Here is a 21,569-nt window from a genome sequence, read left to right on the forward strand (position 1 = left end):
TCTGTGCACCAGTGATGGCGGACGCCGTCCAGATGATTCTAGCGTGCGCCAGAAATCCTCGGCATCGACAGCAGCGGCTTACGCGCTGGGCGCAGATCCTCACGCCGGTTCGGTGCCCGGTCCGCGAGAGATTCGCGCAACATGGCCCTTCCCCTGTGGATACGCGAGCGAACGGTACCCAGCTTGATGTTCAACGCGTGCGCCACCTCGTCATAGGAGAGGCCTTCCATGTCACAGAGCACAACGGCGGCCCGGAAGTCAGGCGGCAACGCCTCCAGCGCGGCGGCAATGTCCAGGTCCAGATTGTTGAACTCAAAGGTGCGTTCTGGCCCGGGATCGTTCCCTGCCAAGCGGGCCGTGGCATCCTCCGAGAGCGCATCAAAACGGATGCGTTGCTTCCGGCGGGCCTGATCCAGGAACAAGTTGGTGGTGATGCGGTGCAGCCAGCCGTCCAGGGTGCCAGGCTTAAAGTTAGCCAGTGACTTGAACACGCGCACAAAGACCTCCTGGGTGAGATCTTCGGCGTCGAACTTGTTCCCTGTCAGGCGGTACGCGAGCCGGAAGACTTTCCCGGAGTGGTTGGCCACTACTTCATCCCACGACGGCGGCATCCAGCCGGCGCTCACAGCGAGTTGGTCCGGGGCGCCTTCTGCAGGGCGGCCGGCCAACGGGGTGGCTGTTGTCATAGCTGCACCTCACGTCTTTGGCTGTTGCTGCTCCCCTCGGAGGGAGCAAAGGAAGATTTCCTTATAGTGTCAATAGTGTGCCAAAGAAAGCTGGCGTTTTGCTGGGTGATGACGTTGATGTACCTGAGTGCGCAGGCAGTAGGCTATAGAGCAGTCACCGCAACAGTTTAGGAAACACTGCCCATGAGTGCCGATAAATCCACCAGCTGGTCCTATACAGAGGGCCTACCCGTGGAAGATGCTGTTCTGCGACGCGCCCGCGAGCGCTCGCATGATCTGGGCTTGTTCCCTGTGAGTCCTGGAGTGGCTGCGGTGCTGACCGTCCTCGCGGCAACGTCCAAGGCCCAGACTGCTGTGGAAATCGGCACCGGCGCAGGCGTTTCAGGTGTAGCCCTGCTGCGTGGGCTCGGGCCCAAAGCTGTGCTGACCACGATCGATCCGGATGTGGACCATCTCAAGGCCGCGCGTGAGGCGTTCACCGAATCCGGTTCCCCCGCCAACCGCACACGCACCATTTCAGGACGCGGCCAGGACGTGCTGCCACGTTTGACCGACGCGGCCTACGACCTGGTTTTCATTGACGCCGACAAGCCCAGCTTCCCTGACTATGTAGAACAAGCCATCCGGCTCCTGAAGTCCGGCGGGCTGCTGATCATCAACGATGCCCTGGACAAGGATCGGGTTTCCGATCCAGCCATCCGTGAAAGCAGCACTGTGGTGCTGCGCCAAGTGGGCAAGCTGATCCGCGAGCACGATTCCCTGATCTCGGCCATGTTGCCAACAGGCGACGGCCTGCTCTTGGCCGTCAAACGCTAAGCAACGTTTTTGTTGCCCGTTGGGCGTTTAAACAGATCAGGCGGGGCAGCATGTTCGCTGCCCCGCCTGCTAAATCTTGTGTTGGAATTACTCCGTCACGCCTACCAAGCACTCTTTGAGGCTAACAGCCTCATCTGCGTTCATCTCCACTACGAGACGTCCACCACCTTCTAACGGCAGTCGCAGGATCAAGCTCCGACCTTCTTTAGTCACTTCCATTGGACCGTCCCCGGTTCTAGGTTTCATGGCTGCCATCAGGAGTTCCCCTTTTCGTAGTACAAAACCGCATCCGCAGAGCTTTCCCCTGCCAAGCGTCGATGTTGTATCGCTCACAAACTATTATTCCGTATTTCAGTACCCGGGTGCTAATCGTTGCCTCAGCCGGTGACAATCGTGACATTCTTCCTTAGGGCGGCCAGGCCGCTCCGGTGCTGATCGCGGAGAACTGCCACAGCCAAACAACCCACACAATTTCCAAGATGCTGAACATGACCAGCACACTCCACCGGTAGGCACGCGAGTTAGAAATGAATGCCGCAGCAAGGGCCAGCGGAAACAGCGGCAGCAGCATCCGGAACGTGCTCGACTGCGGGTGCAAGACAGCCATCAGATACAGCAGGTACATGCCACACCAAATCTGCAGCTCCAGGCCAATGCGGCGCACGGCACGCGAGTTCAGGTAGAGGAAGGCAAGAATCACCAGCAAAACCGGCAGCACCGGTCCCCAGAGCGGACCCACAAGGTCCACCCCAGCGTCGAACCACGGCTTGAACAGAACCAGCGCCGAGCCGCGCCATGCCGTCTCCGTGTCGGTGTAGGCGGTGCGCTCCCCCGTCACCCACCACGCGGTGAGCATCCAGGCGAACGCCATGACTGCGCTAACCACCAAGAGCACTAACCCGCTGACCATCTCACTGCCAGGGAAAGGGCGCTCTTTCCGATGCCACCAGCGCAGTCCCACATGGATAGCAACGACGGCGGCAAAGGGCACCCCTGCTGGTCGGGACAGACACAGCAGAATCACCAGGGGGATCGCCGCAACGTACTTTTTCTTGATGAGCAGGTGGAGGGCAGCCGCCAAGAAGAAGATGCCCAGGGACTCGGCATAAGGAACCTGCAGGATGGCAGAAACAGGGAAGGCGGCGAAGAACGCCACACCCCACAGCGCTGTCCCGGGCAATGCGAAATTCCTAAACAGCAGGTACATCATCAATGCAGCAGCCAACCCTGCCACGGTGGCCACAATGGCCCCGGCGCCCGCCCATTCCAATCCCGTCACCGCACTCAAACCGCGAGCCAGCATGGGGAAGACTGGGTAGAACGCCCATTGGTTGGGCTGCGCCGTACCGTCGTCGTTGCGTGGAATGGTGGTGGGATAGCCGCCGTCGAAAATTCGCTCGTACCACCCGGCATCCCACCTGTTGATGAAGGTCAGGTAATCGGGTTGCCGGCCACCCCAAGGGGACGCCTCAGCGTGCCATGCGGCGCCCAGAAAAATTGCGTAAGCCAACACCCTGGTAGCGGCATAGATCAGCGTTACCTTAATCCACCAGGGAGCCCGCCTAAGCGGCGCCAAGAAGCGGCGGAGCAGGGCATACAGCTCATCATTGATTGTTGGACCCGGTGACGGTTTTACTGGCAGCGTTGGTGACGCCCCGGATGCCACCTCATTCATGGTCATGAATTGTAGCCCCGGCCGCCAGCCAGCAACCGGGCTGGTGGTCATTGACCACACCCACTGCCTGCATCATGGCGTAGGCCGTAGTTGGGCCCACAAATGAGAAGCCGAGCTTTTTCAGGGCCTTGGCCAGTTGCTGTGATTGTGGTGTTTGCGCCGGGATGGGCTCGTCTGCGGCTCTGCGGGTTTGAGGTGCATTCTGCGCCAAGAGTGAGGCGAGAGTGATACCTTCGGGCAAAGCCAGCAATGCCTTGGCATTGGATATGGTGGCATTGATCTTGAGTCTGTTGCGCACAATGCCGGCGTCATTCATGAGCCGTTCAAAATCGGTTTCATCAAAACTCGCCACACTATGCGGGTCAAAGTTTACAAATGCTTCCCTGAATGATTGGCGCTTACGCAAGATCGTCAACCAGCTAAGGCCCGATTGGAAAGCCTCAAGGCTCAATCGCTCAAAGAGTTCGCGTTCCACGGACGCTGGATCCCCGGAAACCGGACGCGCCCATTCGGTGTCATGATAGCGCTGATACTGTTCATCGCGCTCCATTCCGCCCCAGGCACAGCGGGCCCTGCCGTCGCTGCCAACCACTGCGTCCACCTCAGGAAGCGGACTCGGTGTGCGCAGGTGCCGGAGAACCAGCATGGGTACTGGCCACAGGCGCGTCCAGCTCCTCAGCAGCACCAGTGTCCGGTGTGCCGGCTACTAACTCTGCAATGCGCAGATCCTTCGCAGCCAGTTCGTCACGCAGCCTGTCTAGGACCTCGTCCACTTGATCCATGCGGTAACCGCGCAACCCTAGGGAGAACCGCAATTTATCAACATCAGCCGGAGCAGGCTCGCCGGGGAGCAGCACTGGTGGCAGGTTCGCTACCGGTGTTGCCAAGACGTCGTCATAAACGGCATTCTCAGTCTGGGGCTTCTTCAAGCCCACAAGGTAAAGTCCGGCAACAGCAGCCACAACCACGGCGAGAAAGATCAAGAAATAGGTCACTAGACCATGGTGCCAGATGCACAGCGGGAATTGAGCAACATGTCCAGACTCGAGTTTCCCCTCGCTGCGACGCGCTGGCGCGGGGTAAGAGAAGGATCCACGCCAGCATCAGCCCTGCAGCAAGGCTCCGTTTCAGCCCTTGGCGGCTACCCTAGTTCCGGCCTTACCTTCCATGACTCGCTGTACGGCTTCCTCAGCCGTGTCAACAAGCTGAACAATATCCAGGTCCCCGGCCGAGACCAGGCCCTGTTCCACCATGACGTCCCGGACCCAGTCCATGAGCGGGCTCCAGAAGGTTTTGCCCAGCAGCACTATGGGGAATTGACTGACCTTGCTGGTCTGCACAAGAACCATGGCTTCAAATAATTCATCGAGGGTACCAAGACCGCCAGGGAGCACAATGAAGCCCTGTGCGTACTTCACAAACATGGTTTTCCGGGCGAAGAAATAACGGAAATCAACGCCCAGTCCAACCCACTCGTTCATGCCTTGTTCAAAGGGAAGCTCTATCCCCAACCCAATGGATAATCCACCGGCCTCGCTTGCACCACGGTTCGCTGCCTCCATGGAACCGGGCCCGCCACCGGTGATGACTGCCACTCCGGCTTCAACCAAAAGCCTGCCCACGTCAACACCGGCGGCGTAGTAGGGCGAATCCGGCTTGGTGCGGGCCGAGCCAAACACGCTGATGGCGGGGCCAATCTCTGCCAGGGCGTCAAAACCCTGAACGAATTCACTTTGGATACGCATAACCCGCCAGGGGTCGGTGTGGGTGAAGTCGCTGCTGTGCGGGGTTTCCAACAGGCGCGCATCGGCGGTGTCGAGACCGGCGCCGTTCTTGCGCCAGATTCCAAATCGTCGCAGTTCGGAGCGGATGGGGCGGCTGGATCCTGTAGGTGCACTCATGCCCCCAAGGCTACTAGTCCCAGCGGAATGGGGTGTGAGCGTGGAGATATTATCTCGTTACCGTTACGATCAGTGCCGATGTGGGGGAATTCACGCCCCTGTCCCCAGAAAATAGATAGATTGAAGGCATGACAAATCCCGTACATGCTCCTGCGCTCGTGGAACTCAAGGATGTAAATAAGCATTACAGCACCCTCCACGTGCTGCAGAATATCAATCTGCAAGTAGCCAAGGGTGAGGTTCTCGTTGTTCTGGGGCCTTCTGGATCAGGCAAGTCCACGCTTTGCCGCACCATCAACAGGCTCGAAACCATTGACACCGGTTCCATCACCATTGATGGCAAGGAACTGCCCAAGGAAGGTAAGGCACTGGCCAACCTTCGTGCCGATGTGGGTATGGTGTTTCAGTCATTCAACCTCTTTGCCCACAAAACCATTCTGGAAAATGTGACGCTGGGACCCATCAAGGTCAAGGGCATGTCCAAGGCCGACGCCGAGAAGCTCGCCTTGAGCTTGCTCGAACGTGTCGGTGTGGGACATCAGTCAGCCAAGCTTCCCGCTCAGCTCTCCGGTGGACAGCAGCAGCGCGTTGCGATCGCCCGGGCTTTGGCGATGAAGCCCAAGGTCATGCTTTTTGATGAGCCCACCAGCGCACTCGATCCAGAGATGATCAATGAAGTTCTGGACGTCATGGTTGAACTGGCTAAAGAAGGAATGACCATGGTGGTTGTCACCCATGAGATGGGTTTTGCCCGCAAAGCGGCGGACAGGGTCATCTTCATGGCTGACGGGCAGATTGTGGAAGAAGCTAGCCCTGAGGAGTTCTTCACCAACCCGCAGACGGCCAGAGCCAAGGACTTCTTGTCCAAGATCCTCACTAACGGGTAACTAACCCTCCCTATTTTTGGCTCGACGAGCCAGTTTGTTCCCGGCCAATATTGGCCGTTTATGAAAGGAAATCTCTTGAAAAAATTTCTCTCACGGAAGAGCCTCAGCGTAGCGGCCCTCCTCACCGCAGCAGCCCTGGCCATGACAGGCTGTGGCGGGGACACCAGCGGCGGTGGCAGCACTGACGGCGGCGGCAAAGACGCTGCTGGCCTGAGCTTTGACGTGGCTAAGGACGTTGCCCTGACCGGCAGCCCCACGTTCGATAAAATCAAGTCCTCAGGTGCCATCCGCATCGGTGTGAAGGAAGACCAGCCCGGCCTGGGCTACCTCAACGCCGCCACGGGTGTGCGCAGCGGTTTCGATATTGAAATAGCCACGTGGATGGCCGCTTCCTTGGGCGTCCCCGCTGACAAGATTGATTTCAAGGCGATTCCCTCGGCCAACCGTGAATCGGCCCTAGCCAATGGCGACGTTGACCTCTACGTGGGTACCTACTCCATCACGGACAAGCGCAAGAAGCTTGTTGACTTCGCCGGACCTTACTTCGTCACAGGCCAGGGCCTGCTGGTGGCCAAGGACAACACGGACATCAAGAGCGAGAAGGACCTGGACGGGAAGAAGGTTTGCTCCGCAACCGGTTCAACCCCCATCCAGAACATCCGCGATAACTTCCCCAAGGCCATCCCGGTGGAGTTCGATATCTACTCCAAATGCGTGGATGCGCTCAAGTCCGGCACGGTTGACGCTGTGACTACCGATCAGGCCATCCTGTTGGGCTTCGCCTCACAGGAGCCTGACAAGCTGAAGGTTGTGGGTGAGCCGTTCACCACGGAGAACTACGGAATCGGTCTGCCCCTGGGCGATACCGCACTGCGTACCTTCTTGAACACCACACTCACTGACGGCAACGCCACGTGGACCAAGATCTTCGATGCCACACTGGGCAAGTCCGGCACCAAGGTTGAGCAGCCCAAGGTTGACCAGTACTAAAAATCTTTGTTCGCGGTTGCGGTGCCCTGGCCTTGCCACGGCACCGCAACCGGTTCATCCTCCAGCCAATTCACTGAAAGCGACACTGCCCTGTGAATGTACTTATTGATAACAGCGAGCTGTTCCTCACCGGTTTCAAGAACACCGGAATTCTCTTTATCATTTCCGCGTTCTTTGCCTTGATTCTTGGCACCATTGTTGCCGGCATGCGCGTCTCGCCGGCACCCGCCATGAGGGCCGCCGGAACGTTTTACGTTAACGCGGTCCGCAACACACCTCTGACGCTAATTTTGGCCTTTTTTGCTTTGGGCTACCCCCAGCTGGGACTGCCCCAGATCAGCTTCATGAATGCCGCCATAGTGGGGCTCTCCCTCTACACGGCGACGTATGTTTGTGAGGCCATCCGATCTGGCATCAATACCGTCTCCGTGGGACAGTCCGAAGCCGCCCGAGCCATTGGCTTGCCCTTTATTCCAACCTTGACGCTGATTGTGCTGCCTCAAGCGTTCCGTTCCGTGGTGCCGCCGTTGTTCAGCGTGTTCATTGCGCTGTTGAAGAACACCACGGTTGCAGCAGGGTTCTCGGTGTTGGAGGCTGGCGCCATCCGTGCCTACCTCAGCGAACGTGGAGAACCCCTGCTGCCCGGACTGCTCTGGGTTGCCTTAATCTTCATTTTGCTAGTGCTCGGCATATTGTCACCGCTGCAGCGCTACCTCGAGAAGAAATGGAAGGTTGCGCGATGAGTTCAGTCCTTTTTGACGTTCCGGGCCCCAAAGCCCGCGCACGCTACGTCTACCTAAATATCATCACGCTCCTTGTAGTGGTTGGCATCATCGGCTTCATCTTGATCCGGTTCTACCAATCAGGGCAGTTCACAGCCCAAAAGTGGGAACTGTTCACTTATCCGCTGGTTCAGCAGAATTTGCTCAAGGCCATCGGTGCCACGCTGAGTGCCTTTGCCGTTGGTGCTGTGGGCTCTCTGGTGCTGGGCATCATCCTTGCCTTCGGCCGCCTCTCCGATACCAAATGGCTCAGCCGCCCCTGCTACTGGTTCACGGAAGTGTTCCGTGCAGTGCCGCTGCTGATCCTGATGATGATCATGTACTACGGGCTCCCCTCGGTGGGGGTTACGGGCATCACACCCTTTATTGCCGTCGTTGTGGGTTTGATCTTGTACAACGGTTCAGTTTTGGCCGAGGTATTCCGTGCCGGCATTGAGTCCCTGCCCAGTGGCCAGCGCGAAGCTGGACTTGCCATCGGTTTGAGCAATGGGCAGGTGCTGCGCAGCATCTTGTTGCCGCAAGCCGTCCGCGCCATGTTGCCAGTCATCATTTCCCAGCTGGTGGTGATCATGAAGGACACCGCACTTGGTTTCCTGATCACCTACAACGAGATTCTGAAATACGCGTCCGATCTCGGCTCGCAGGGCGACTTTGGTTTCCCCGTGGTCCCGGCGCTCATGGTTGCAGCCGTCATCTACGTGGGTCTGTGCCTGATCCTTTCGGGCGTGGCAAAGTTCGTGGAATTCAAGATGTCCTCCCGTGTGAGAGTTATCAAGGCCAAGGTCGGCATCGCCGGCTAGCCCGAACCAAACGCAAGTGCCGGTACCGTTCTTTGTAAAGAACGGCACCGGCACTTTGCTTTGCCCTCCACCCCAATGACACGGGTATTCACGAGAGCCAGCGGGTCAGTGCGGCCAAACACTCGCGAATGGCCTCGGCGTGTACATGTTCGTTATCTGAGTGGGCCAGCAGCGCGTCACCGGGGCCAAAATTGACGGCCGGGATCCCCATCTCGCTCAGCCGGGCCACATCCGTCCACCCGTACTTGGGCAGAGGTTCCCGGCCCACCGCCGCCACAAACGAGGCCGCGGCCGGAGCATTTAGACCGGGCCGGGCCCCCGCGGAGGAGTCCGTGCACACCAGCTCAAAGCCGCCCAGCAGTTCACGCACGTGTGCCTGCGCCTGCGCTGGGGTCTTATCCGGGGCAAATCTGTAGTTGATCTCCACCACGCACCCATCAGGGATGACGTTCCCGGCTGTTCCGCCATGAATTTTCACGGCGTTCATGGATTCGCGGTAATCCAACCCGTCAACGTTAACCGTGGCCGGCTCATAAGCTGCCAGGCGTGCCAGAATGGGTGCCGCAGCGTGGATTGCGTTCTCCCCCATCCAGGCCCTGGCCGAATGGGCCGCAAGTCCGCGTGTGGTTGCCTCAAAGCGGATGGTGCCGTTGCAACCACCCTCCACGGTCCCGTTAGTAGGCTCGAGTAGTATGCCAAAATCCGCGTTCAACAGTTCACGGTTTTCTAGCACCAGCCGTCCCAAGCCACTCTTGGCAGCAGCAACTTCCTCATGGTCGTAGAAAATAAAGGTTAGATCCTTGCTGGGGGCGCTTAGCCTTGCGGCCAACGCCAACTGCACCGCCACTCCCCCCTTCATATCGGTGGCACCGCGCCCATACAGCACCTCACCGTCCCACGAACTTGGCACGGTTCCACGTGAACCCGTCGCCGTGGGCAGCGGCACGGTATCTAAGTGCCCCGCTAAAATGATCCGTTCAGCCAAGCCCAATTCTGTGCGGGCAACAATGGCGTCACCGTTGCGTGTAATGCTCAGATGTGGGAGAAGACGCAACGCTGCTTCCACTGCATCAGCGAGCGTTTTCTCATGTCCGGAGACGCTTTCAATATTCATCAGGGCAGCTGTCAAGGCAGCCACGTCCCCCTTCAAATCAAGGACTGTAGTGGTACTCGACGGGGTGGTTGCCTGACTTCGCGGGGTGCTCATGGGCCCAGTTTACCGGCGTCAAAGCAACAGAAAAATATTTCTCAACTTCTTTCCAATCCATGTTTGCCGCGGCTCCGAAGTACTTCCTGACAGACCGCAACGGAGCTAAGCAAAACGGCAACGGAACGGACAGCAAAACGGAATCCTTCCGCTTTCACACTACGGAGAATCATCATGAACAGCACCTTGAAGTTTGGAAACCGTAAGAGCCTGAGCATGGGTCTTGGCATCTTGGCAATCGCAGCAATGGGCTTGACCGCCTGCAGCGGATCCACCACAGCCACCCCGAGCTCAGAAGCTCCCATGGCCTCAGAAGCACCCATGGCCACCGAGGCGCCCATGGCAACAACGGAAGCCATGGCCGGCGATCTGGTAGGCCCCGGCTGCGCCGCCTACGCCGCATCCGTTCCCACCGGTGCAGGCTCCGTTGCCGGCATGGCTGCTGACCCGGTTACCACTGCAGCTTCAAACAACCCGCTGCTGAAGACCCTCACGGCCGCTGTCTCCGGCAAGCTGAACCCGGACGTAAACCTGGTTAGCACGCTTGACTCCGGTGAGTTCACCGTCTTCGCACCCGTTGATGACGCCTTCGCCAAGATCCCGGCAGCAACCATTGATGGCCTGAAGACCGATTCTGCGGCCCTGACGTCCATCTTGACCTACCACGTGGTTCCCGGCCAGCTGGCCCCCAGCAAGATCGACGGCGAGCACACCACAGCTGAAGGCAGCACCCTGAAAGTTACCGGCAGCGGAGATGACCTGATGGTCAACGGCGCCAAGGTCATCTGTGGCGGTGTCAAGACAGCCAACGCAACCGTTTACCTGATCGATACAGTCCTGATGCCCCCGGCTAAGAAGTAATAGGGTACACCACTGAATTTCTCAAACACGCGGAGAAGGGTACGGGGCTATGGCCACAGATCGTGACAAGGTAGAGGCAATGCGTATACCTTGGCTACGATCCGTGGACACTCTGGCACCGCCAACCCATGAGGAGCTCATCCGCCTCGTCGCCCTAGGCGACGAGGCGGCCTTCGCCGAACTCTACGACGCCGTAGCACCCCGAGTTTTCGGTCTGGTGCGCCGTGTTGTGAGAGACCCAGCACAAAGCCAGGAAGTCACCCAAGAAGTCTTTATCGACATTTGGACCCAGGCTTCCCGGTATGACGCAGACCGCGGCAAGGCCATCTCTTGGATTCTCGTCATTGCGCACCGCAAAGCAGTGGATAAGGTCCGGGCTAGCCAAGCCAGCAGCGACCGGGACCTACGCCAAGGCATCAAGGAATTCCAAGAAAGCTATGACGACGTTGCTGACACCGTGGAAACACGGTTGGAAGCCGAACGTGTCAATAAAGCTCTGGAAACCTTGACAGCACCGCAACAGGAAGCAATCAGGTTGGCCTACTACGGTGGATACACACACCAAGAGGTAGCTGACTTTCTCAAAATCCCGGTAGGGACTGTTAAAACAAGGATTCGTGACGGCATGATCAGGCTTCGAGACAGATTGGGAGTGGCATGATGGAACAGCAACTGCACCTCCTGACAGGCTCTTATGCCCTCAATGCCCTGGACGAGGGTGAACGCCAAGACTTTGAGCGCTACGCCTTAACAGATTCTCAGACCCTGGAAGAAGTTCGCTCCCTCAGCGCAACAGCTTCCCTTCTGGCCTACGGTACAGATGAAGAAACTCCTCCTCCGGCCTTGAAGGCGGATCTCATGGCGGCTATTCGCAATACCCGCCAGCTCCCGGCCACTTCAGTGGTCCGAGATATTAACTCTGCCAAGGGTTCTCATTCAGGAACGGGTGCCCGGGATACACGGCACCCCGCAAAAACAACCGACGCGCGGCGTACCCGCTGGGTTCCGACTTTGAGCGCCGCAGCAGCACTGCTTATTTTCGGTGGTGTCGGTGTGGGCGGCTGGGTTGCCGGCCAATCGAGTAATCAAGAAGATATGGCAGCGAAAATTGTTGCCCTCCAAAAGCAGCAAGAGGCTTCCCAGGAGCAGCAGGACGCCATGTTGGCCATAGTGGGTTCCGCCGATGCCAAGATCGCCACCACCAGCTTGTCCGACGGCGGATCGGTAACGGTAGCTTCCTCGGTCAAGGCTAACAAAGCAGCCGTGATGGTCCAGAGCCTGCCCCCACTGCCCACAGATAAAGTTTATGAGATGTGGTTCATCTCGGCTGCAGGTGCAGTGCCTGCCGGGACCATGGTAAATGACACTCCCACAGTTCCGGCCATGGCGATCCTTCAGGGCCCTATGGGCGGTGCCACACATGTTGGCATCACCGTTGAGCCCACCGGAGGTTCCCCCACCCCGACCACCACACCGGTGGTAGTGCAGTCACTCTAACGGGTTTATTCTCTGAATAAATGCCGTCGCGGCAGCAATCCGACGGCGGCTTGGCTCCGAAGTACCACTAAGTACACCTACCGTCAGAGACTGCGGTAGCCAAGCAACCGTTTTAAGGAGCCTCTGATGGCTAAGCAGGGCAATTACGCCAGAAAAACTGACTGGCAAGGCAGATTTTTCGCATCGTTAGCAGGTGTGGTTTCAGCAGGACTTCTCTTCGGAGTGGCAGAACTCTTCTCGGGATTCTTTGGGCCGGCAGCTTCCCCACTGACGTCCGTGGGAGCCACATTTATTGACTTCACTCCGGCCTGGATGAAGAACTTTGCCATTGCAACTTTTGGAACCAATGACAAATTGGTCCTCTTGATCTCCCTGGTCATCGGCGCAGTAATTTTGGCTGCTGTGGCAGGTTTGTTGGCCCGCAAGAACATCATGGCAGGCGCTTCTGCGGTGGTGGCTTTCGCCGTCGTCATGGGATTGTGCGTGATTTCACGAGCCGGCGCAGATATTTTGGATCTTATACCCTTGGTTCTGGGCACCGCAGCCGGACTCTGGGCACTGCGTTTGCTCATACGCGCTATTTCCACACGCCAGGGCACCTCTGCAGAGACTGAACAAGAGGGCCAGAGTGATCTAAACACCGGAACCAGCAGGCGCGCATTCTTGGTCCGTTCCGCTGCACTGGCGGGTGTGGCCGTTGTAGTTGGCCTGGGTGGCAGGGCGCTGACCAGCGCACGCAACACCACCGTAGCTTTCCGCGAAGCCTTGAAGCTGCCCTCCGCGAAGAGCAAGGCGGCCGCTCTGCCCGCTGGCGTTCAGGGACCCGTAGAGGGAGTTACTCCCTTCGTCACTGCCAATAAGGATTTCTACCGTATCGACACTGCTTTGGTGCCGCCGGATGTTGACCCCACCAGCTGGTCATTGCGTGTGCACGGCATGGTTGAAAACGAATTCACCATGACCTTTGATGAGCTCCTGGCGCAAGATCTTGTGGAGTCATACGTTACTCTGACCTGTGTTTCCAATATTGTTGGTGGAAATTTGGCCGGAAATGCTAAGTGGCTTGGCTACCCGTTGCGGGAGGTCATGGCCCGTGCGAAGCCCAAGGATGGGGCTGACATGGTCTTGTCAACGAGCATTGACGGTTTCAGCGCCTCCACTCCCCTTCCCGCTTTGCAGGACGACCGTGAGGCTTTGCTGGCTGTGGGCATGAATGGTGAACCGCTGCCAGTGGACCACGGTTTCCCTGTCCGCATGGTGGTTCCGGGGTTGTATGGATTTGTCTCCGCAACCAAGTGGGTGGTTGACCTTGAAGTCACCACCTTCGAACAAATGTCAGGATATTGGACCTCCCGCGGCTGGTCCTCGCATGGGCCTATTAAGACCGCTTCCCGGGTGGAAGTTCCCCGTGCGTTGGCCCGTGTGCCGGCCGGAAAGGTCGCGATCGGCGGCAGCGCCTGGGCCCAGCAATCCGGCATCTCCAAGGTTGAAGTCCAAGTGGACAACAATGGCTGGCAGCTTGCAACATTGGCTGATGAAGCCTCAATAGACACCTGGCGCCAATGGTCTTACTACTGGGAAGGCGCTACATCCGGAACTCACAAGGTACAAGTACGTGCCTACAACGGCGCCGGCGAGATGCAAATTGAGAAGCAGGCACCGCCGGAGCCCGATGGTTCCACCGGCTGGCACTCCATCACGTTCACGGTTGAGTAGTAAAGTTCAGTGGCAAAGTTGCCGATAAACTAAGGCCATGACCGAATCAGCTGCCCTGCCCGACCGTTCCGCCCATGGCTTTGGCCTTGCCACGATCACTGATGCGGGGGCTGTGCTCGATGTATGGTTCCCAGACCCCGCGCTGGGCTTGGCCACCGAGGCGCTGGGCAGCACTCCCGAAGCGAGTCCGGAGCTGTGCGCCCTAGCCGAGCTGGGCACGGATCAGGACAGGGGCGTGCACCAGAGCGTGGTCTTCGTCCAAATCAACCTCGACGCCGAACCAGTCGATGCACCTGACGCCTACCTGCGCCTGCATCTGCTCTCACACAGGCTTATCACCCCGAACAGCATCAACCTGGACGGCATCTTCGGCAAACTCAACAATGTGGTGTGGACCAACTTTGGCCCGGCCGCCGTGGATGGTTTTGAAATGACCCGGGCCAGGCTTCGCCGGCGCGGTGCAGTCACCGTCTTCTCGGTGGACAAATTTCCCCGCATGGTGGATTACGTGATCCCAACAGGCGTGCGAATAGGAGACGCAGATAGGGTCCGTCTGGGCGCTTATCTGGCTGCGGGCACCACTGTGATGCATGAGGGCTTTGTGAATTTCAACGCCGGAACACTAGGCGCCTCCATGGTGGAAGGCCGCATCTCAGCCGGCGTTGTGGTGGGCAACGGCACAGATGTTGGTGGTGGTGCCTCCATCATGGGCACCCTCTCCGGTGGCGGAGTGCAACGGGTGGTTCTGGGCGAACGCGTTCTGCTCGGCGCCAATGCAGGTGTGGGCATCAGCATCGGGGATGACTCCGTGGTGGAGGCGGGTCTGTACGTTACCGCCGGAACCCGGGTTAGGGTCATGGGCACCAAGGATGCCAGTACCAAGAATGACAGCGGTAGTAATGACAAGGACACGTCCGTGATAGTCAAGGCCAGTGAACTCTCCGGTGTACCCAACCTGCTTTTCCGCCGCAACTCCAGCTCAGGCGGCGTGGAGGTACTTCCTCGCCACGGCACCACAGTGGCCCTGAATGAAAGCTTGCACCTGAACTAGCGTGGCGGGCTCCTGCCCCGAGCCGGAGCTTCCTCACACCAGCAGATTCACCACCGGTTGCACGTAGCTGCGGAAATTATCCGGATCGTCGAGCAGATGCGAGCTCATGATCAACCTGTTGGGTTCAATGAACCAGGCCCGCGGCTCAGCCAGCGGAACTTCCACAATGATCAAGGTGAAGTCTCTGGAGCTGCGTCCCAGTTCCATTTCCCTGTTCTGCACCAGATCTGCCAGGATCTTGTGCGCGCCCATGGTCTCGCGCTGAGCGGCCATGCTTGAATACACTTGAGCTTGTTCCCTGGACCAGCTTACGGCTGAGCCAAAGTGGGCATGGGCCACACGTTGCAGTGCGGGCATACCGGCAAGCTCCGGAAAATCCGGGGGGCTCAGGCTTGGTGCATGGTCAGGTATCGCCTGCAGCAGCTGGCTCCACCAATACTCCCATTGGCCCCGCAAAGCATCGTCACCGCCTACCCCGGAGATCAAGAGGGAATGGTCCGCTGACCGTACGGCCGGAGCCACTTGGGACAGTGAGGGTGTTCCCGCACCCAACAGGCCAGCCACATCACGGAAGTACAAGGCCATGAGCATGGGGGTGCAGGTATCCATGGTAATCCGCCACCCTGGGCCACCGGTGTGATGCATGGCAATCTCCTCCAACCGTTGCATGGGAGGTGCAACAATCCCATATTCAAGACTACTCGCTTGGCCACGCCATAGTTAGGGAAATTGCCCGGTCTGCAGACCCCAGACACACTCAACTAACTACATGGTGTCCCGCATACGGGCATTTGTGGCACATATTAGGAAACGAGCAAGGAGAGCAGGTGGCGGCGCAAGGTGCTCTGACCCTGTGCTGGTGGCGCCCATGCGGGTTGTAGAACCATCCGCAGGCTCAGCCCGTCCAACAATCCCATGAGACGTTCCGCCTCATCCACGGGAACCAGCCCCGGCACAGCCAAGGGGTTTTCCAGCAATTGCAGCACTACCCGTCCCACCACCGCGCCGGTGGCCCGGTAACCGTCCTGAGCCGCATCAAAGAGCAGGCTGTTGGTGCGGGCGTCAAGCAAAAATTCCATATGTACCACAGCGTCAGCACTGCTTGCGGCATCAAGAGGCAAAAGCTCTTCCAAAACGCCTGCACATTTCTCGAGCAAGTCCGCAGGCTCCGTGGGCAGTTCCGTTTCCTCCAGCTCCACCAACTTATCAAGGGCGCGCAGGTGAATTCGCTCGGAATTGACCCGAAAAGCAAACTCCATCAATTCCGCTTGGTTCTCAAAATAATGCCGCACGGACCCCAACGCCAAACCGGCCTCAGCCGCCACGTTACGTAGCGAGGCTTGTGCCATCCCCCGCTCCTGCATAACCCTGAAGACGGCATCTGCAACAAGTTCACGGCGGTCATCCGCATCTACAATTTTCGGCACTCTACTGTTTTAGCACAGATGTCTCACATATACCCAGTGCAAGGGAGCCGGGGCTGCTACTTGCCGGCTGCCCCGGCTTTCTTCTTGTCCCGGCGCAGCAACACCAACAGCACGATCATGATGATAAGCGAGCCAATAAACCAGGGCAGGAACACGCTCTTGCCAATCAGCACCATGACGCCCAGGACCACAACAACAATGGGGAAAGCCATGGAAAACGTGTGCAGCAACAGGGTAGACATTTTCATATTATTTGCTTTCGTCGCAGGTAATACATGAGAAAACGGTGGGAGGCCCTCCCCAAGGGAAAGCCTCCCACCGCAGCCATACTTAACTATTGTGGTTTCACCGCGAGGGGTACATGCGTTCCGGTTCGCCTGTGTACAACTGGCGTGGGCGGCCAATCTTCGTCTCCGGGTCCTTCATCATCTCGCGCCACTGGGCAATCCAGCCCGGCAGGCGCCCAATGGCGAACAGCACCGTGAACATCTTCTCGGGGAAGCCCATGGCCTTGTAGATCAGGCCGGTGTAGAAGTCCACGTTCGGGTAGAGCTTGCGGGAGACGAAGTATTCATCCGTCAGGGCAACCTCTTCTAGGCGCATGGCGATCTCGAGGAGCTCGTCATTGCCGCCGAGCTTCTCCAGGATTTCGTGGGCCGTGGCCTTGACGATCTTGGCGCGGGGATCGTAGTTCTTGTAGACGCGGTGTCCAAAGCCCATGAGCTTGACACCGTCTTCTTTGTTCTTGACGCGCTCAACGAACTTCTCAACGGGCTCGCCGCTCTCCTGGATCTGGCGGAGCATGTTCAGCACTGCCTCGTTGGCGCCGCCGTGCAGCGGGCCAAAGAGTGCATTGATGCCTGCGGAGACCGAGGCAAACATGTTGGCGTTGGCGCTGCCCACCATGCGTACCGTGGAGGTGGAGCAGTTCTGTTCGTGATCTGCATGCAGGATCAGCAGCAGGTCCAGAGCCTTGACTACTACGGGGTCCATCTCGTAATGCTCTGTGGGAACACCGAAGCACAAGCGCAGGTAGTTCTCCACCAGGTTCATGGAGTTATCCGGATACAGCATGGGCTGGCCGATGGACTTCTTGTGCGCGTAGGCGGCGATGACGGGCATCTTGGCCATGAGGCGGATGGTAGCCATCTCAACCTGCTCGTCGTCGAACGGGTCCAACGAATCCTGGTAGAAGGTGGACAGTGCCGAGACGGCGGAAGAGAGCACCGGCATGGGGTGCGCGTCGCGCGGGAAGCCGTTGAAGAAACCCTTGAGGTCTTCGTTGAGCATGGTGTGGCGGCGGATGCGCTGATCGAACGCGTCCAGCTCTGCCGGGGTGGGCAGGTTGCCGTAAATGAGCAGGTAGGAAACTTCCAGAAAGCTGGAGTGCTCGGCAAGTTCTTCGATGGGGTAGCCGCGGTACCGCAGAATGCCCTTGTCACCATCAATGAAGGTGATGGCCGAGGAGGTGGCGGCCGTGTTGACGAAGCCGGGATCGTAGGTGACGTTCCCGGTGGTCTTCAGGAGCTTGGAAACGTCATATCCGGCGTTACCTTCGACAGCTTCAAGGACCGGAAGATCAAGCTCTCCGCCGTCATAGCGCAGGGATGCGCTCGTGGAATCAGTCATGGAATCCCCTTCATGAGGTGGCCTTGAAAAAGGCATTCAATAGTTCTAAAACTTCTCCGTCCGCGATGCATTCTCGCACCGGACCGAAAAATCCCCAATAATTCTTGGCAACATAAGCGTGCGGCGGCCTGGACGGCTACCTATGAAACTACCGCTTTATGTGCCTTCAACACTAATCCAGAGCGCATTTTGTGTGGAATATACGCCAAAAGTGGGCTATTTCGCACTGAGCCGCGTCACGGCGGCCGCAATGCGCTCATTGCTTCCTGTCAGTGCTACCCGGATAAAACCGTGCCCGGCTTCGCCATAAAAAGTGCCCGGTCCGGCAACAATACCCAACTCGGCTAGGCGGCCGATGGTGGTCCAGGTGTCCTCCCCCGCCGTGCACCACAGGTACAGCCCGGCTTCGGAATGGTGGATGGTGAGCCCAAAGGCTTCCAGCGCACCCACCAAGGCCTCACGCCGCCGCCGGTAGAGCGCCTTCTGCAAGCGCACATGCTGCTCATCGGCAAGAGCCACACGCATGGCCTCTTGCACGGGCATTGGCACAATCATTCCTGCATGTTTGCGGCTGTTGACCAGGTTGGCCATGATGGCACTGTCTCCGGCAACGAAAGCCGCGCGGTAGCCAGCAACATTTGATTGCTTGCTCAGCGAGTAAACGGCCAAGAGATTCTCATGCGATCCGCCGCAAACGCGCGGATCAAGCACACTGGGAACAGCTTCGCCGCCGTTTTCTTCGTCCCAAGGCCCCCATCCCAGCTCGCCATAGCATTCATCTGAAGCTACGACGGCGCCAACCTCACGTGCCGATGCCACCAACGCCGCGAGTTCGGCAACGCCGCGGACAATTCCCGTGGGATTACCCGGGGAGTTGACCCAGACCAAACGCACCCTGGCGAGGGTCTCGGCGTCGAGCTCGTCAAGGGAGTCCGCAGCAACACTCGTGGCCCCGGCAAAAACAGCGCCCATGTCATAGGTGGGGTAGGCGACTGTGGGCCGCACCACCACATCTCCGGCACCCAAGCCCAGCAACAACGGCAGCCAGGCCACCATCTCCTTGGACCCCACGGTGGGCATAACATCCTCCGGGGAAAGCCCGGGAACGTTCCGACGCCGCGCAAACCACTCCACAATGGCTTCGCGCAGAGCCGGGGTGCCATGCGTTGTGGGGTAACCCGGGGCATCTGCGGCAGCCGCGAGGGCTTGCTGAATCAGGGCCGGGGTGGCATCCACCGGGGTCCCAATAGACAAGTTGACGAGCCCGTCGGGGTGCTTGGCGGCCGTCTGAAGGTAGGGGGCAAGCGCATCCCACGGGTAGTCGGCAAGCTGGAGGCCAAAGGGCTTGTGATTCACGGTGTCCTTGCTGTTCGCAGGTTGTGGTTCGCGCTCAGAGGGGAGCTGTTAGGCGCCTAAGCGACTAATCCTGGTTTTGCGGCGGAAGAGCCGCGATGATGGGGTGATCGGTGTGCGTGTTGCCGATCTTTGCCGCACCGCCCGGAGACCCCAGAACATCAAAGAATTCAACGTTGGCCTTGTAGTATTCGGCCCACTCATCAGGGGTGTCATCCTCGTAGTAAATAGCCTCTACGGGGCACACCGGTTCACAGGCGCCACAGTCAACACACTCGTCGGGGTGGATATAGAGCGAGCGTTCACCTTCGTAGATGCAGTCAACCGGGCACTCCTCAACACATGCCTTGTCTTTGACATCAACGCACGGCTGCGCAATTACGTATGTCACGGCCCCAACCTTCCTCGCAAGTCCTAATCCGGCACAAATCGCCACCGGCCCTCCCATTATCCCCTACCGCTGCCGCCCTCGCATCTTAGCGAGACCTAGTATGAAGAGGTGAACACTGCACTTGAGAGACTCGCCCAGCTTCCTTTGGGCACCCGCATGGTGGTTCGTTACAGGATTGAGGGCGGATTGACCGACGCCTTGGGCGAGCTGAGCTCCCGTGATGGCCTCAGCGCCACCCTTCTGACCCGTTCCGGTTCCGTCACCATCAATTACCACGACGTCCAGCTCGCCAAGGAGGTTCCCCCACCCCCGCCGCGCCGCAGCAGGCGTCTGCCAACGCCGCCCACCGGCTGAAAGCTCCGGCCCTTTTGCGATCCCACCGCCCTTGCGATCCTGCCGCCGTTATTTGCGTTGCGAACGTAAAACGGCCCACGCGAGCCATGCCGCCACCGGTGTCATGATCGCAATCCCGTAGATCCAAACGCTACCTTGTACATTGCCCGTGATAATTCCCACTGAGCCCAATTGCAGCGATAAGGCTCCAGCCGTGATGTAAGCGCCCGCACCACAGAGCACGGACACCCAGGCGTTCTCACTCCAAAGTCCCACATAGAGGGCCACAGCCACCAGTAGCAGCAGTGCCAGGGCTGCCCCGTAGGGGAATACTGTTGGCCCCGTTCCCACGTACCACGCGTGGCTGTGCAGCGAGGTGCCCAGCAATCCGCTGCCCACCCCAGCGCCAAGAGCGGCGGTAATGAGGGCCCAACGCTTAGGCGGGCGCGGGTACCGCGGGGCTTCTAACCCACCGGGCTCGCTCATGGGGCACCGTAAATCTGTGTCTGATCCACGGCCACGAACTCCTCTATAGCGAAGATGTTGCGCCACACGTTATCGGAGAGTGCAAAAAGCTCTCCCGCTACTGTGATCTGGGTGCGGTGAGCTTTCATGGCCGCCGTCTTTGCGCCGAGATCCCCTGCCACTGCTATTCGCGGCACCCCGGCCGCAAGAGGACGTTCGGGCCGGTCGCTGACAATGGCGTACACGGCGGGTACCGTCCAGCCCGCCAACTCATCCTGCCCGGCAGATCCTTCACCAGGCGAAGCGGGAGAGGAAGCCGCAGAAGAGGTGGCGGGAGAGGCGGCTTCGCGAAGGGCTGCCATGGTGAGCTGGTGGGTCCGGACGTGATCGGGGTGACCGTAGCCGCCATCGGCGGCATAGCTGACAACCACGTCGGGGCGCAGGGAACGGATCGCAGCGGCCAGCAAGGGCGCAACCTGCTCCAACGGCTCCCGGGAGAAGGAACCGGACAGCACTATGGGAGCTGCCATGGCACGGCCATCAGCACCCCACGCCATGCCGGAGTCACGGAACACAACAGGGCCCGTGGCGGGCGCGGTGAGCCCTTGGCCCAGCCACATGTGTTCGTGGACTCCCAAAGCCGAAAGCGCGGCAGCCAACTCGCGTTCACGTTCTTGGGCCAGCCCGGCACCGGGCGCTGTGTCCCCCTCGAGGGCCGCTACGTCGTGGTCCTCCCCCTGGCCGCGGGCGTCTAGAGCCTGCTCTTCGAAAGCGTGCGTGCCCAGCGAAAACTCACTCTGGTCTACTTCCAAATGGGCCAGCTCAGCAGGAATGACCTCCCCCAGCTCACCGCGCGTACACGTCACCAGCACCACGCGGGCCCCGGCAGCTGAACAGGCCGCCATGGTGGCCCCGGTGACGATGGTTTCGTCGTCAGGGTGGGCGTGGATGAACATGATGGTTGAACCCTGGCCCACCCCCGGAAGCAGGGACAGGGGTGCGGAGGCCGGCATGCCGGTGGTGAAAGCCATACCTCTAATCTACCGGCCCAGGCAGCCACCTTCCTGCGCCGGGGTAGGCAAAAGGCCGGCACCCCCGCAAT

The 21,569-nt window shown here is 59.1% G+C and carries 26 protein-coding genes; 11 read left to right on the forward strand and 15 right to left on the reverse strand.

Annotated elements, in window-relative coordinates; all coding sequences use genetic code 11:
• Window positions 1–38: 38 nt before the first annotated feature.
• The gene (sigE, locus tag CVS29_RS15390; RefSeq protein ID WP_110107214.1) at window positions 39–686 is read right to left on the reverse strand and encodes an RNA polymerase sigma factor SigE; all 648 of its coding nucleotides are present in this window, start codon (window positions 684–686) and stop codon (window positions 39–41) included.
• Window positions 687–869: 183 nt separating this feature from the next.
• On the opposite strand from sigE, the gene CVS29_RS15395 reads away from it, so the two are divergent.
• Window positions 870–1,502, forward strand: a complete 633-nt coding sequence (locus CVS29_RS15395; RefSeq protein ID WP_110107215.1) for an O-methyltransferase — start codon at window positions 870–872, stop codon at window positions 1,500–1,502.
• An 87-nt stretch (window positions 1,503–1,589) separates the two neighbouring features.
• Here CVS29_RS15395 and CVS29_RS15400 read toward each other — a convergent pair whose 3' ends face one another.
• The 5 genes from CVS29_RS15400 to CVS29_RS15420 all read right to left on the reverse strand — a co-directional run bounded on the left by CVS29_RS15400 (window position 1,590) and on the right by CVS29_RS15420 (window position 5,078).
• Window positions 1,590–1,757: a DUF3117 domain-containing protein gene (locus CVS29_RS15400; protein WP_082000207.1), complete on the reverse strand. Its 168-nt coding sequence runs from the start codon at window positions 1,755–1,757 to the stop codon at window positions 1,590–1,592.
• A 151-nt stretch (window positions 1,758–1,908) separates the two neighbouring features.
• Window positions 1,909–3,177, reverse strand: a complete 1,269-nt coding sequence (locus CVS29_RS15405; protein ID WP_110107282.1) for a hypothetical protein — start codon at window positions 3,175–3,177, stop codon at window positions 1,909–1,911.
• Complete coding sequence (locus CVS29_RS15410; protein WP_110107216.1) at window positions 3,170–3,823, reverse strand: DNA-3-methyladenine glycosylase I; 654 nt, start codon at window positions 3,821–3,823, stop codon at window positions 3,170–3,172. The genes CVS29_RS15405 and CVS29_RS15410 overlap by 8 nt, the downstream gene beginning before the upstream one ends.
• Window positions 3,780–4,172, reverse strand: coding sequence for a DivIVA domain-containing protein (locus CVS29_RS15415; protein ID WP_110107217.1), 393 nt, complete (start codon window positions 4,170–4,172; stop codon window positions 3,780–3,782). The genes CVS29_RS15410 and CVS29_RS15415 overlap by 44 nt, the downstream gene beginning before the upstream one ends.
• A gap of 132 nt (window positions 4,173–4,304) precedes the next feature.
• Complete coding sequence (locus CVS29_RS15420; protein ID WP_110107218.1) at window positions 4,305–5,078, reverse strand: LOG family protein; 774 nt, start codon at window positions 5,076–5,078, stop codon at window positions 4,305–4,307.
• A 128-nt stretch (window positions 5,079–5,206) separates the two neighbouring features.
• On the opposite strand from CVS29_RS15420, the gene CVS29_RS15425 reads away from it, so the two are divergent.
• From CVS29_RS15425 to CVS29_RS15440, 4 genes are all read left to right on the forward strand, one after another.
• Complete coding sequence (locus CVS29_RS15425) at window positions 5,207–5,965, forward strand: amino acid ABC transporter ATP-binding protein (RefSeq protein ID WP_110107219.1); 759 nt, start codon at window positions 5,207–5,209, stop codon at window positions 5,963–5,965.
• 60 nt (window positions 5,966–6,025) lie between these two features.
• A complete protein-coding gene (locus tag CVS29_RS15430) occupies window positions 6,026–6,955 on the forward strand; it encodes a glutamate ABC transporter substrate-binding protein (protein ID WP_373366698.1) in 930 nt (309 codons plus the stop codon).
• Between the two features lie 92 nt (window positions 6,956–7,047).
• Window positions 7,048–7,698 carry an amino acid ABC transporter permease gene (locus tag CVS29_RS15435; protein ID WP_110107220.1) on the forward strand — a complete coding sequence of 217 codons (651 nt, stop codon included), beginning with the start codon at window positions 7,048–7,050 and terminating at the stop codon, window positions 7,696–7,698.
• Window positions 7,695–8,537, forward strand: coding sequence for an amino acid ABC transporter permease (locus CVS29_RS15440; RefSeq protein ID WP_110107221.1), 843 nt, complete (start codon window positions 7,695–7,697; stop codon window positions 8,535–8,537). The genes CVS29_RS15435 and CVS29_RS15440 overlap by 4 nt, the downstream gene beginning before the upstream one ends.
• 88 nt (window positions 8,538–8,625) lie before the next feature.
• Here CVS29_RS15440 and dapE read toward each other — a convergent pair whose 3' ends face one another.
• Window positions 8,626–9,744 carry a succinyl-diaminopimelate desuccinylase gene (gene dapE, locus CVS29_RS15445; protein ID WP_110107222.1) on the reverse strand — a complete coding sequence of 373 codons (1,119 nt, stop codon included), beginning with the start codon at window positions 9,742–9,744 and terminating at the stop codon, window positions 8,626–8,628.
• 174 nt (window positions 9,745–9,918) lie between these two features.
• On the opposite strand from dapE, the gene CVS29_RS15450 reads away from it, so the two are divergent.
• The 5 genes from CVS29_RS15450 to dapD all read left to right on the forward strand — a co-directional run bounded on the left by CVS29_RS15450 (window position 9,919) and on the right by dapD (window position 14,869).
• Window positions 9,919–10,605 (forward strand): fasciclin domain-containing protein, encoded by a 687-nt coding sequence (locus CVS29_RS15450; protein WP_373366699.1) that lies wholly within the window; start codon window positions 9,919–9,921, stop codon window positions 10,603–10,605.
• 79 nt (window positions 10,606–10,684) lie between these two features.
• The gene (sigK, locus tag CVS29_RS15455) at window positions 10,685–11,266 is read left to right on the forward strand and encodes an ECF RNA polymerase sigma factor SigK (protein ID WP_110107285.1); all 582 of its coding nucleotides are present in this window, start codon (window positions 10,685–10,687) and stop codon (window positions 11,264–11,266) included.
• Window positions 11,263–12,102 carry an anti-sigma factor gene (locus CVS29_RS15460; protein WP_110107223.1) on the forward strand — a complete coding sequence of 280 codons (840 nt, stop codon included), beginning with the start codon at window positions 11,263–11,265 and terminating at the stop codon, window positions 12,100–12,102. Before sigK ends, CVS29_RS15460 begins: the two co-directional genes overlap by 4 nt.
• Window positions 12,103–12,228: 126 nt before the next feature.
• Window positions 12,229–13,818, forward strand: a complete 1,590-nt coding sequence (locus CVS29_RS15465; RefSeq protein ID WP_110107224.1) for a molybdopterin-dependent oxidoreductase — start codon at window positions 12,229–12,231, stop codon at window positions 13,816–13,818.
• Between the two features lie 37 nt (window positions 13,819–13,855).
• Window positions 13,856–14,869: a 2,3,4,5-tetrahydropyridine-2,6-dicarboxylate N-succinyltransferase gene (dapD, locus tag CVS29_RS15470; protein WP_110107225.1), complete on the forward strand. Its 1,014-nt coding sequence runs from the start codon at window positions 13,856–13,858 to the stop codon at window positions 14,867–14,869.
• 33 nt (window positions 14,870–14,902) lie between these two features.
• Here dapD and CVS29_RS15475 read toward each other — a convergent pair whose 3' ends face one another.
• From CVS29_RS15475 to fdxA, 6 genes are all read right to left on the reverse strand, one after another.
• Window positions 14,903–15,514: a hypothetical protein gene (locus CVS29_RS15475; protein WP_110107286.1), complete on the reverse strand. Its 612-nt coding sequence runs from the start codon at window positions 15,512–15,514 to the stop codon at window positions 14,903–14,905.
• 158 nt (window positions 15,515–15,672) lie between these two features.
• Complete coding sequence (locus CVS29_RS15480) at window positions 15,673–16,296, reverse strand: TetR/AcrR family transcriptional regulator (protein ID WP_110107226.1); 624 nt, start codon at window positions 16,294–16,296, stop codon at window positions 15,673–15,675.
• A 56-nt stretch (window positions 16,297–16,352) separates the two neighbouring features.
• Entirely contained in the window at window positions 16,353–16,538 is a 186-nt protein-coding gene (locus CVS29_RS15485; RefSeq protein ID WP_110107227.1) for a hypothetical protein, read from the reverse strand.
• A 103-nt stretch (window positions 16,539–16,641) separates the two neighbouring features.
• Window positions 16,642–17,925 (reverse strand): citrate synthase, encoded by a 1,284-nt coding sequence (locus CVS29_RS15490; RefSeq protein WP_110107228.1) that lies wholly within the window; start codon window positions 17,923–17,925, stop codon window positions 16,642–16,644.
• Window positions 17,926–18,141: 216 nt separating this feature from the next.
• Window positions 18,142–19,281, reverse strand: coding sequence for a succinyldiaminopimelate transaminase (gene dapC / locus CVS29_RS15495; protein ID WP_110107229.1), 1,140 nt, complete (start codon window positions 19,279–19,281; stop codon window positions 18,142–18,144).
• A 64-nt stretch (window positions 19,282–19,345) separates the two neighbouring features.
• A complete protein-coding gene (gene fdxA, locus CVS29_RS15500; RefSeq protein WP_110107230.1) occupies window positions 19,346–19,669 on the reverse strand; it encodes a ferredoxin in 324 nt (107 codons plus the stop codon).
• A gap of 108 nt (window positions 19,670–19,777) precedes the next feature.
• Here fdxA and CVS29_RS15505 point away from each other — a divergent pair, with 108 nt between their 5' ends.
• Window positions 19,778–20,023: a putative acetyltransferase gene (locus CVS29_RS15505; RefSeq protein ID WP_245932277.1), complete on the forward strand. Its 246-nt coding sequence runs from the start codon at window positions 19,778–19,780 to the stop codon at window positions 20,021–20,023.
• 48 nt (window positions 20,024–20,071) lie between these two features.
• On the opposite strand, the gene CVS29_RS15510 is transcribed toward CVS29_RS15505, so the two are convergent.
• Together CVS29_RS15510 and CVS29_RS15515 are read right to left on the reverse strand one after the other, a co-directional pair.
• Window positions 20,072–20,488 (reverse strand): hypothetical protein, encoded by a 417-nt coding sequence (locus tag CVS29_RS15510; protein WP_110107231.1) that lies wholly within the window; start codon window positions 20,486–20,488, stop codon window positions 20,072–20,074.
• Window positions 20,485–21,498, reverse strand: coding sequence for a PIG-L family deacetylase (locus tag CVS29_RS15515; protein WP_146213076.1), 1,014 nt, complete (start codon window positions 21,496–21,498; stop codon window positions 20,485–20,487). Before CVS29_RS15515 ends, CVS29_RS15510 begins: the two co-directional genes overlap by 4 nt.
• Window positions 21,499–21,569: the final 71 nt, after the last annotated feature.

The sequence above is a fragment of the Arthrobacter psychrochitiniphilus genome (assembly GCF_003185915.1).
Taxonomy (GTDB): Bacteria; Actinomycetota; Actinomycetes; order Actinomycetales; family Micrococcaceae; genus Specibacter; species Specibacter psychrochitiniphilus.

Bases quoted from the DNA above. Each gene is read 5' to 3' on its own strand.
- sigE (WP_110107214.1), bottom strand. From the start codon at position 686: ATGACAACAGCCACCCCGTTGGCCGGCCGCCCTGCAGAAGGCGCCCCG.
- CVS29_RS15395 (WP_110107215.1), top strand. From the start codon at position 870: ATGAGTGCCGATAAATCCACCAGCTGGTCCTATACAGAGGGCCTACCC.
- CVS29_RS15400 (WP_082000207.1), bottom strand. From the start codon at position 1,757: ATGGCAGCCATGAAACCTAGAACCGGGGACGGTCCAATGGAAGTGACT.
- CVS29_RS15405 (WP_110107282.1), bottom strand. From the start codon at position 3,177: ATGAATGAGGTGGCATCCGGGGCGTCACCAACGCTGCCAGTAAAACCG.
- CVS29_RS15410 (WP_110107216.1), bottom strand. From the start codon at position 3,823: ATGCTGGTTCTCCGGCACCTGCGCACACCGAGTCCGCTTCCTGAGGTG.
- CVS29_RS15420 (WP_110107218.1), bottom strand. From the start codon at position 5,078: ATGAGTGCACCTACAGGATCCAGCCGCCCCATCCGCTCCGAACTGCGA.
- CVS29_RS15425 (WP_110107219.1), top strand. From the start codon at position 5,207: ATGACAAATCCCGTACATGCTCCTGCGCTCGTGGAACTCAAGGATGTA.
- CVS29_RS15430 (WP_373366698.1), top strand. From the start codon at position 6,026: ATGAAAGGAAATCTCTTGAAAAAATTTCTCTCACGGAAGAGCCTCAGC.
- CVS29_RS15440 (WP_110107221.1), top strand. From the start codon at position 7,695: ATGAGTTCAGTCCTTTTTGACGTTCCGGGCCCCAAAGCCCGCGCACGC.
- dapE (WP_110107222.1), bottom strand. From the start codon at position 9,744: ATGAGCACCCCGCGAAGTCAGGCAACCACCCCGTCGAGTACCACTACA.
- CVS29_RS15450 (WP_373366699.1), top strand. From the start codon at position 9,919: ATGAACAGCACCTTGAAGTTTGGAAACCGTAAGAGCCTGAGCATGGGT.
- sigK (WP_110107285.1), top strand. From the start codon at position 10,685: ATGCGTATACCTTGGCTACGATCCGTGGACACTCTGGCACCGCCAACC.
- CVS29_RS15460 (WP_110107223.1), top strand. From the start codon at position 11,263: ATGATGGAACAGCAACTGCACCTCCTGACAGGCTCTTATGCCCTCAAT.
- CVS29_RS15465 (WP_110107224.1), top strand. From the start codon at position 12,229: ATGGCTAAGCAGGGCAATTACGCCAGAAAAACTGACTGGCAAGGCAGA.
- dapD (WP_110107225.1), top strand. From the start codon at position 13,856: ATGACCGAATCAGCTGCCCTGCCCGACCGTTCCGCCCATGGCTTTGGC.
- CVS29_RS15475 (WP_110107286.1), bottom strand. From the start codon at position 15,514: ATGCATCACACCGGTGGCCCAGGGTGGCGGATTACCATGGATACCTGC.
- CVS29_RS15485 (WP_110107227.1), bottom strand. From the start codon at position 16,538: ATGTCTACCCTGTTGCTGCACACGTTTTCCATGGCTTTCCCCATTGTT.
- CVS29_RS15490 (WP_110107228.1), bottom strand. From the start codon at position 17,925: ATGACTGATTCCACGAGCGCATCCCTGCGCTATGACGGCGGAGAGCTT.
- CVS29_RS15510 (WP_110107231.1), bottom strand. From the start codon at position 20,488: ATGAGCGAGCCCGGTGGGTTAGAAGCCCCGCGGTACCCGCGCCCGCCT.
- CVS29_RS15515 (WP_146213076.1), bottom strand. From the start codon at position 21,498: ATGGCTTTCACCACCGGCATGCCGGCCTCCGCACCCCTGTCCCTGCTT.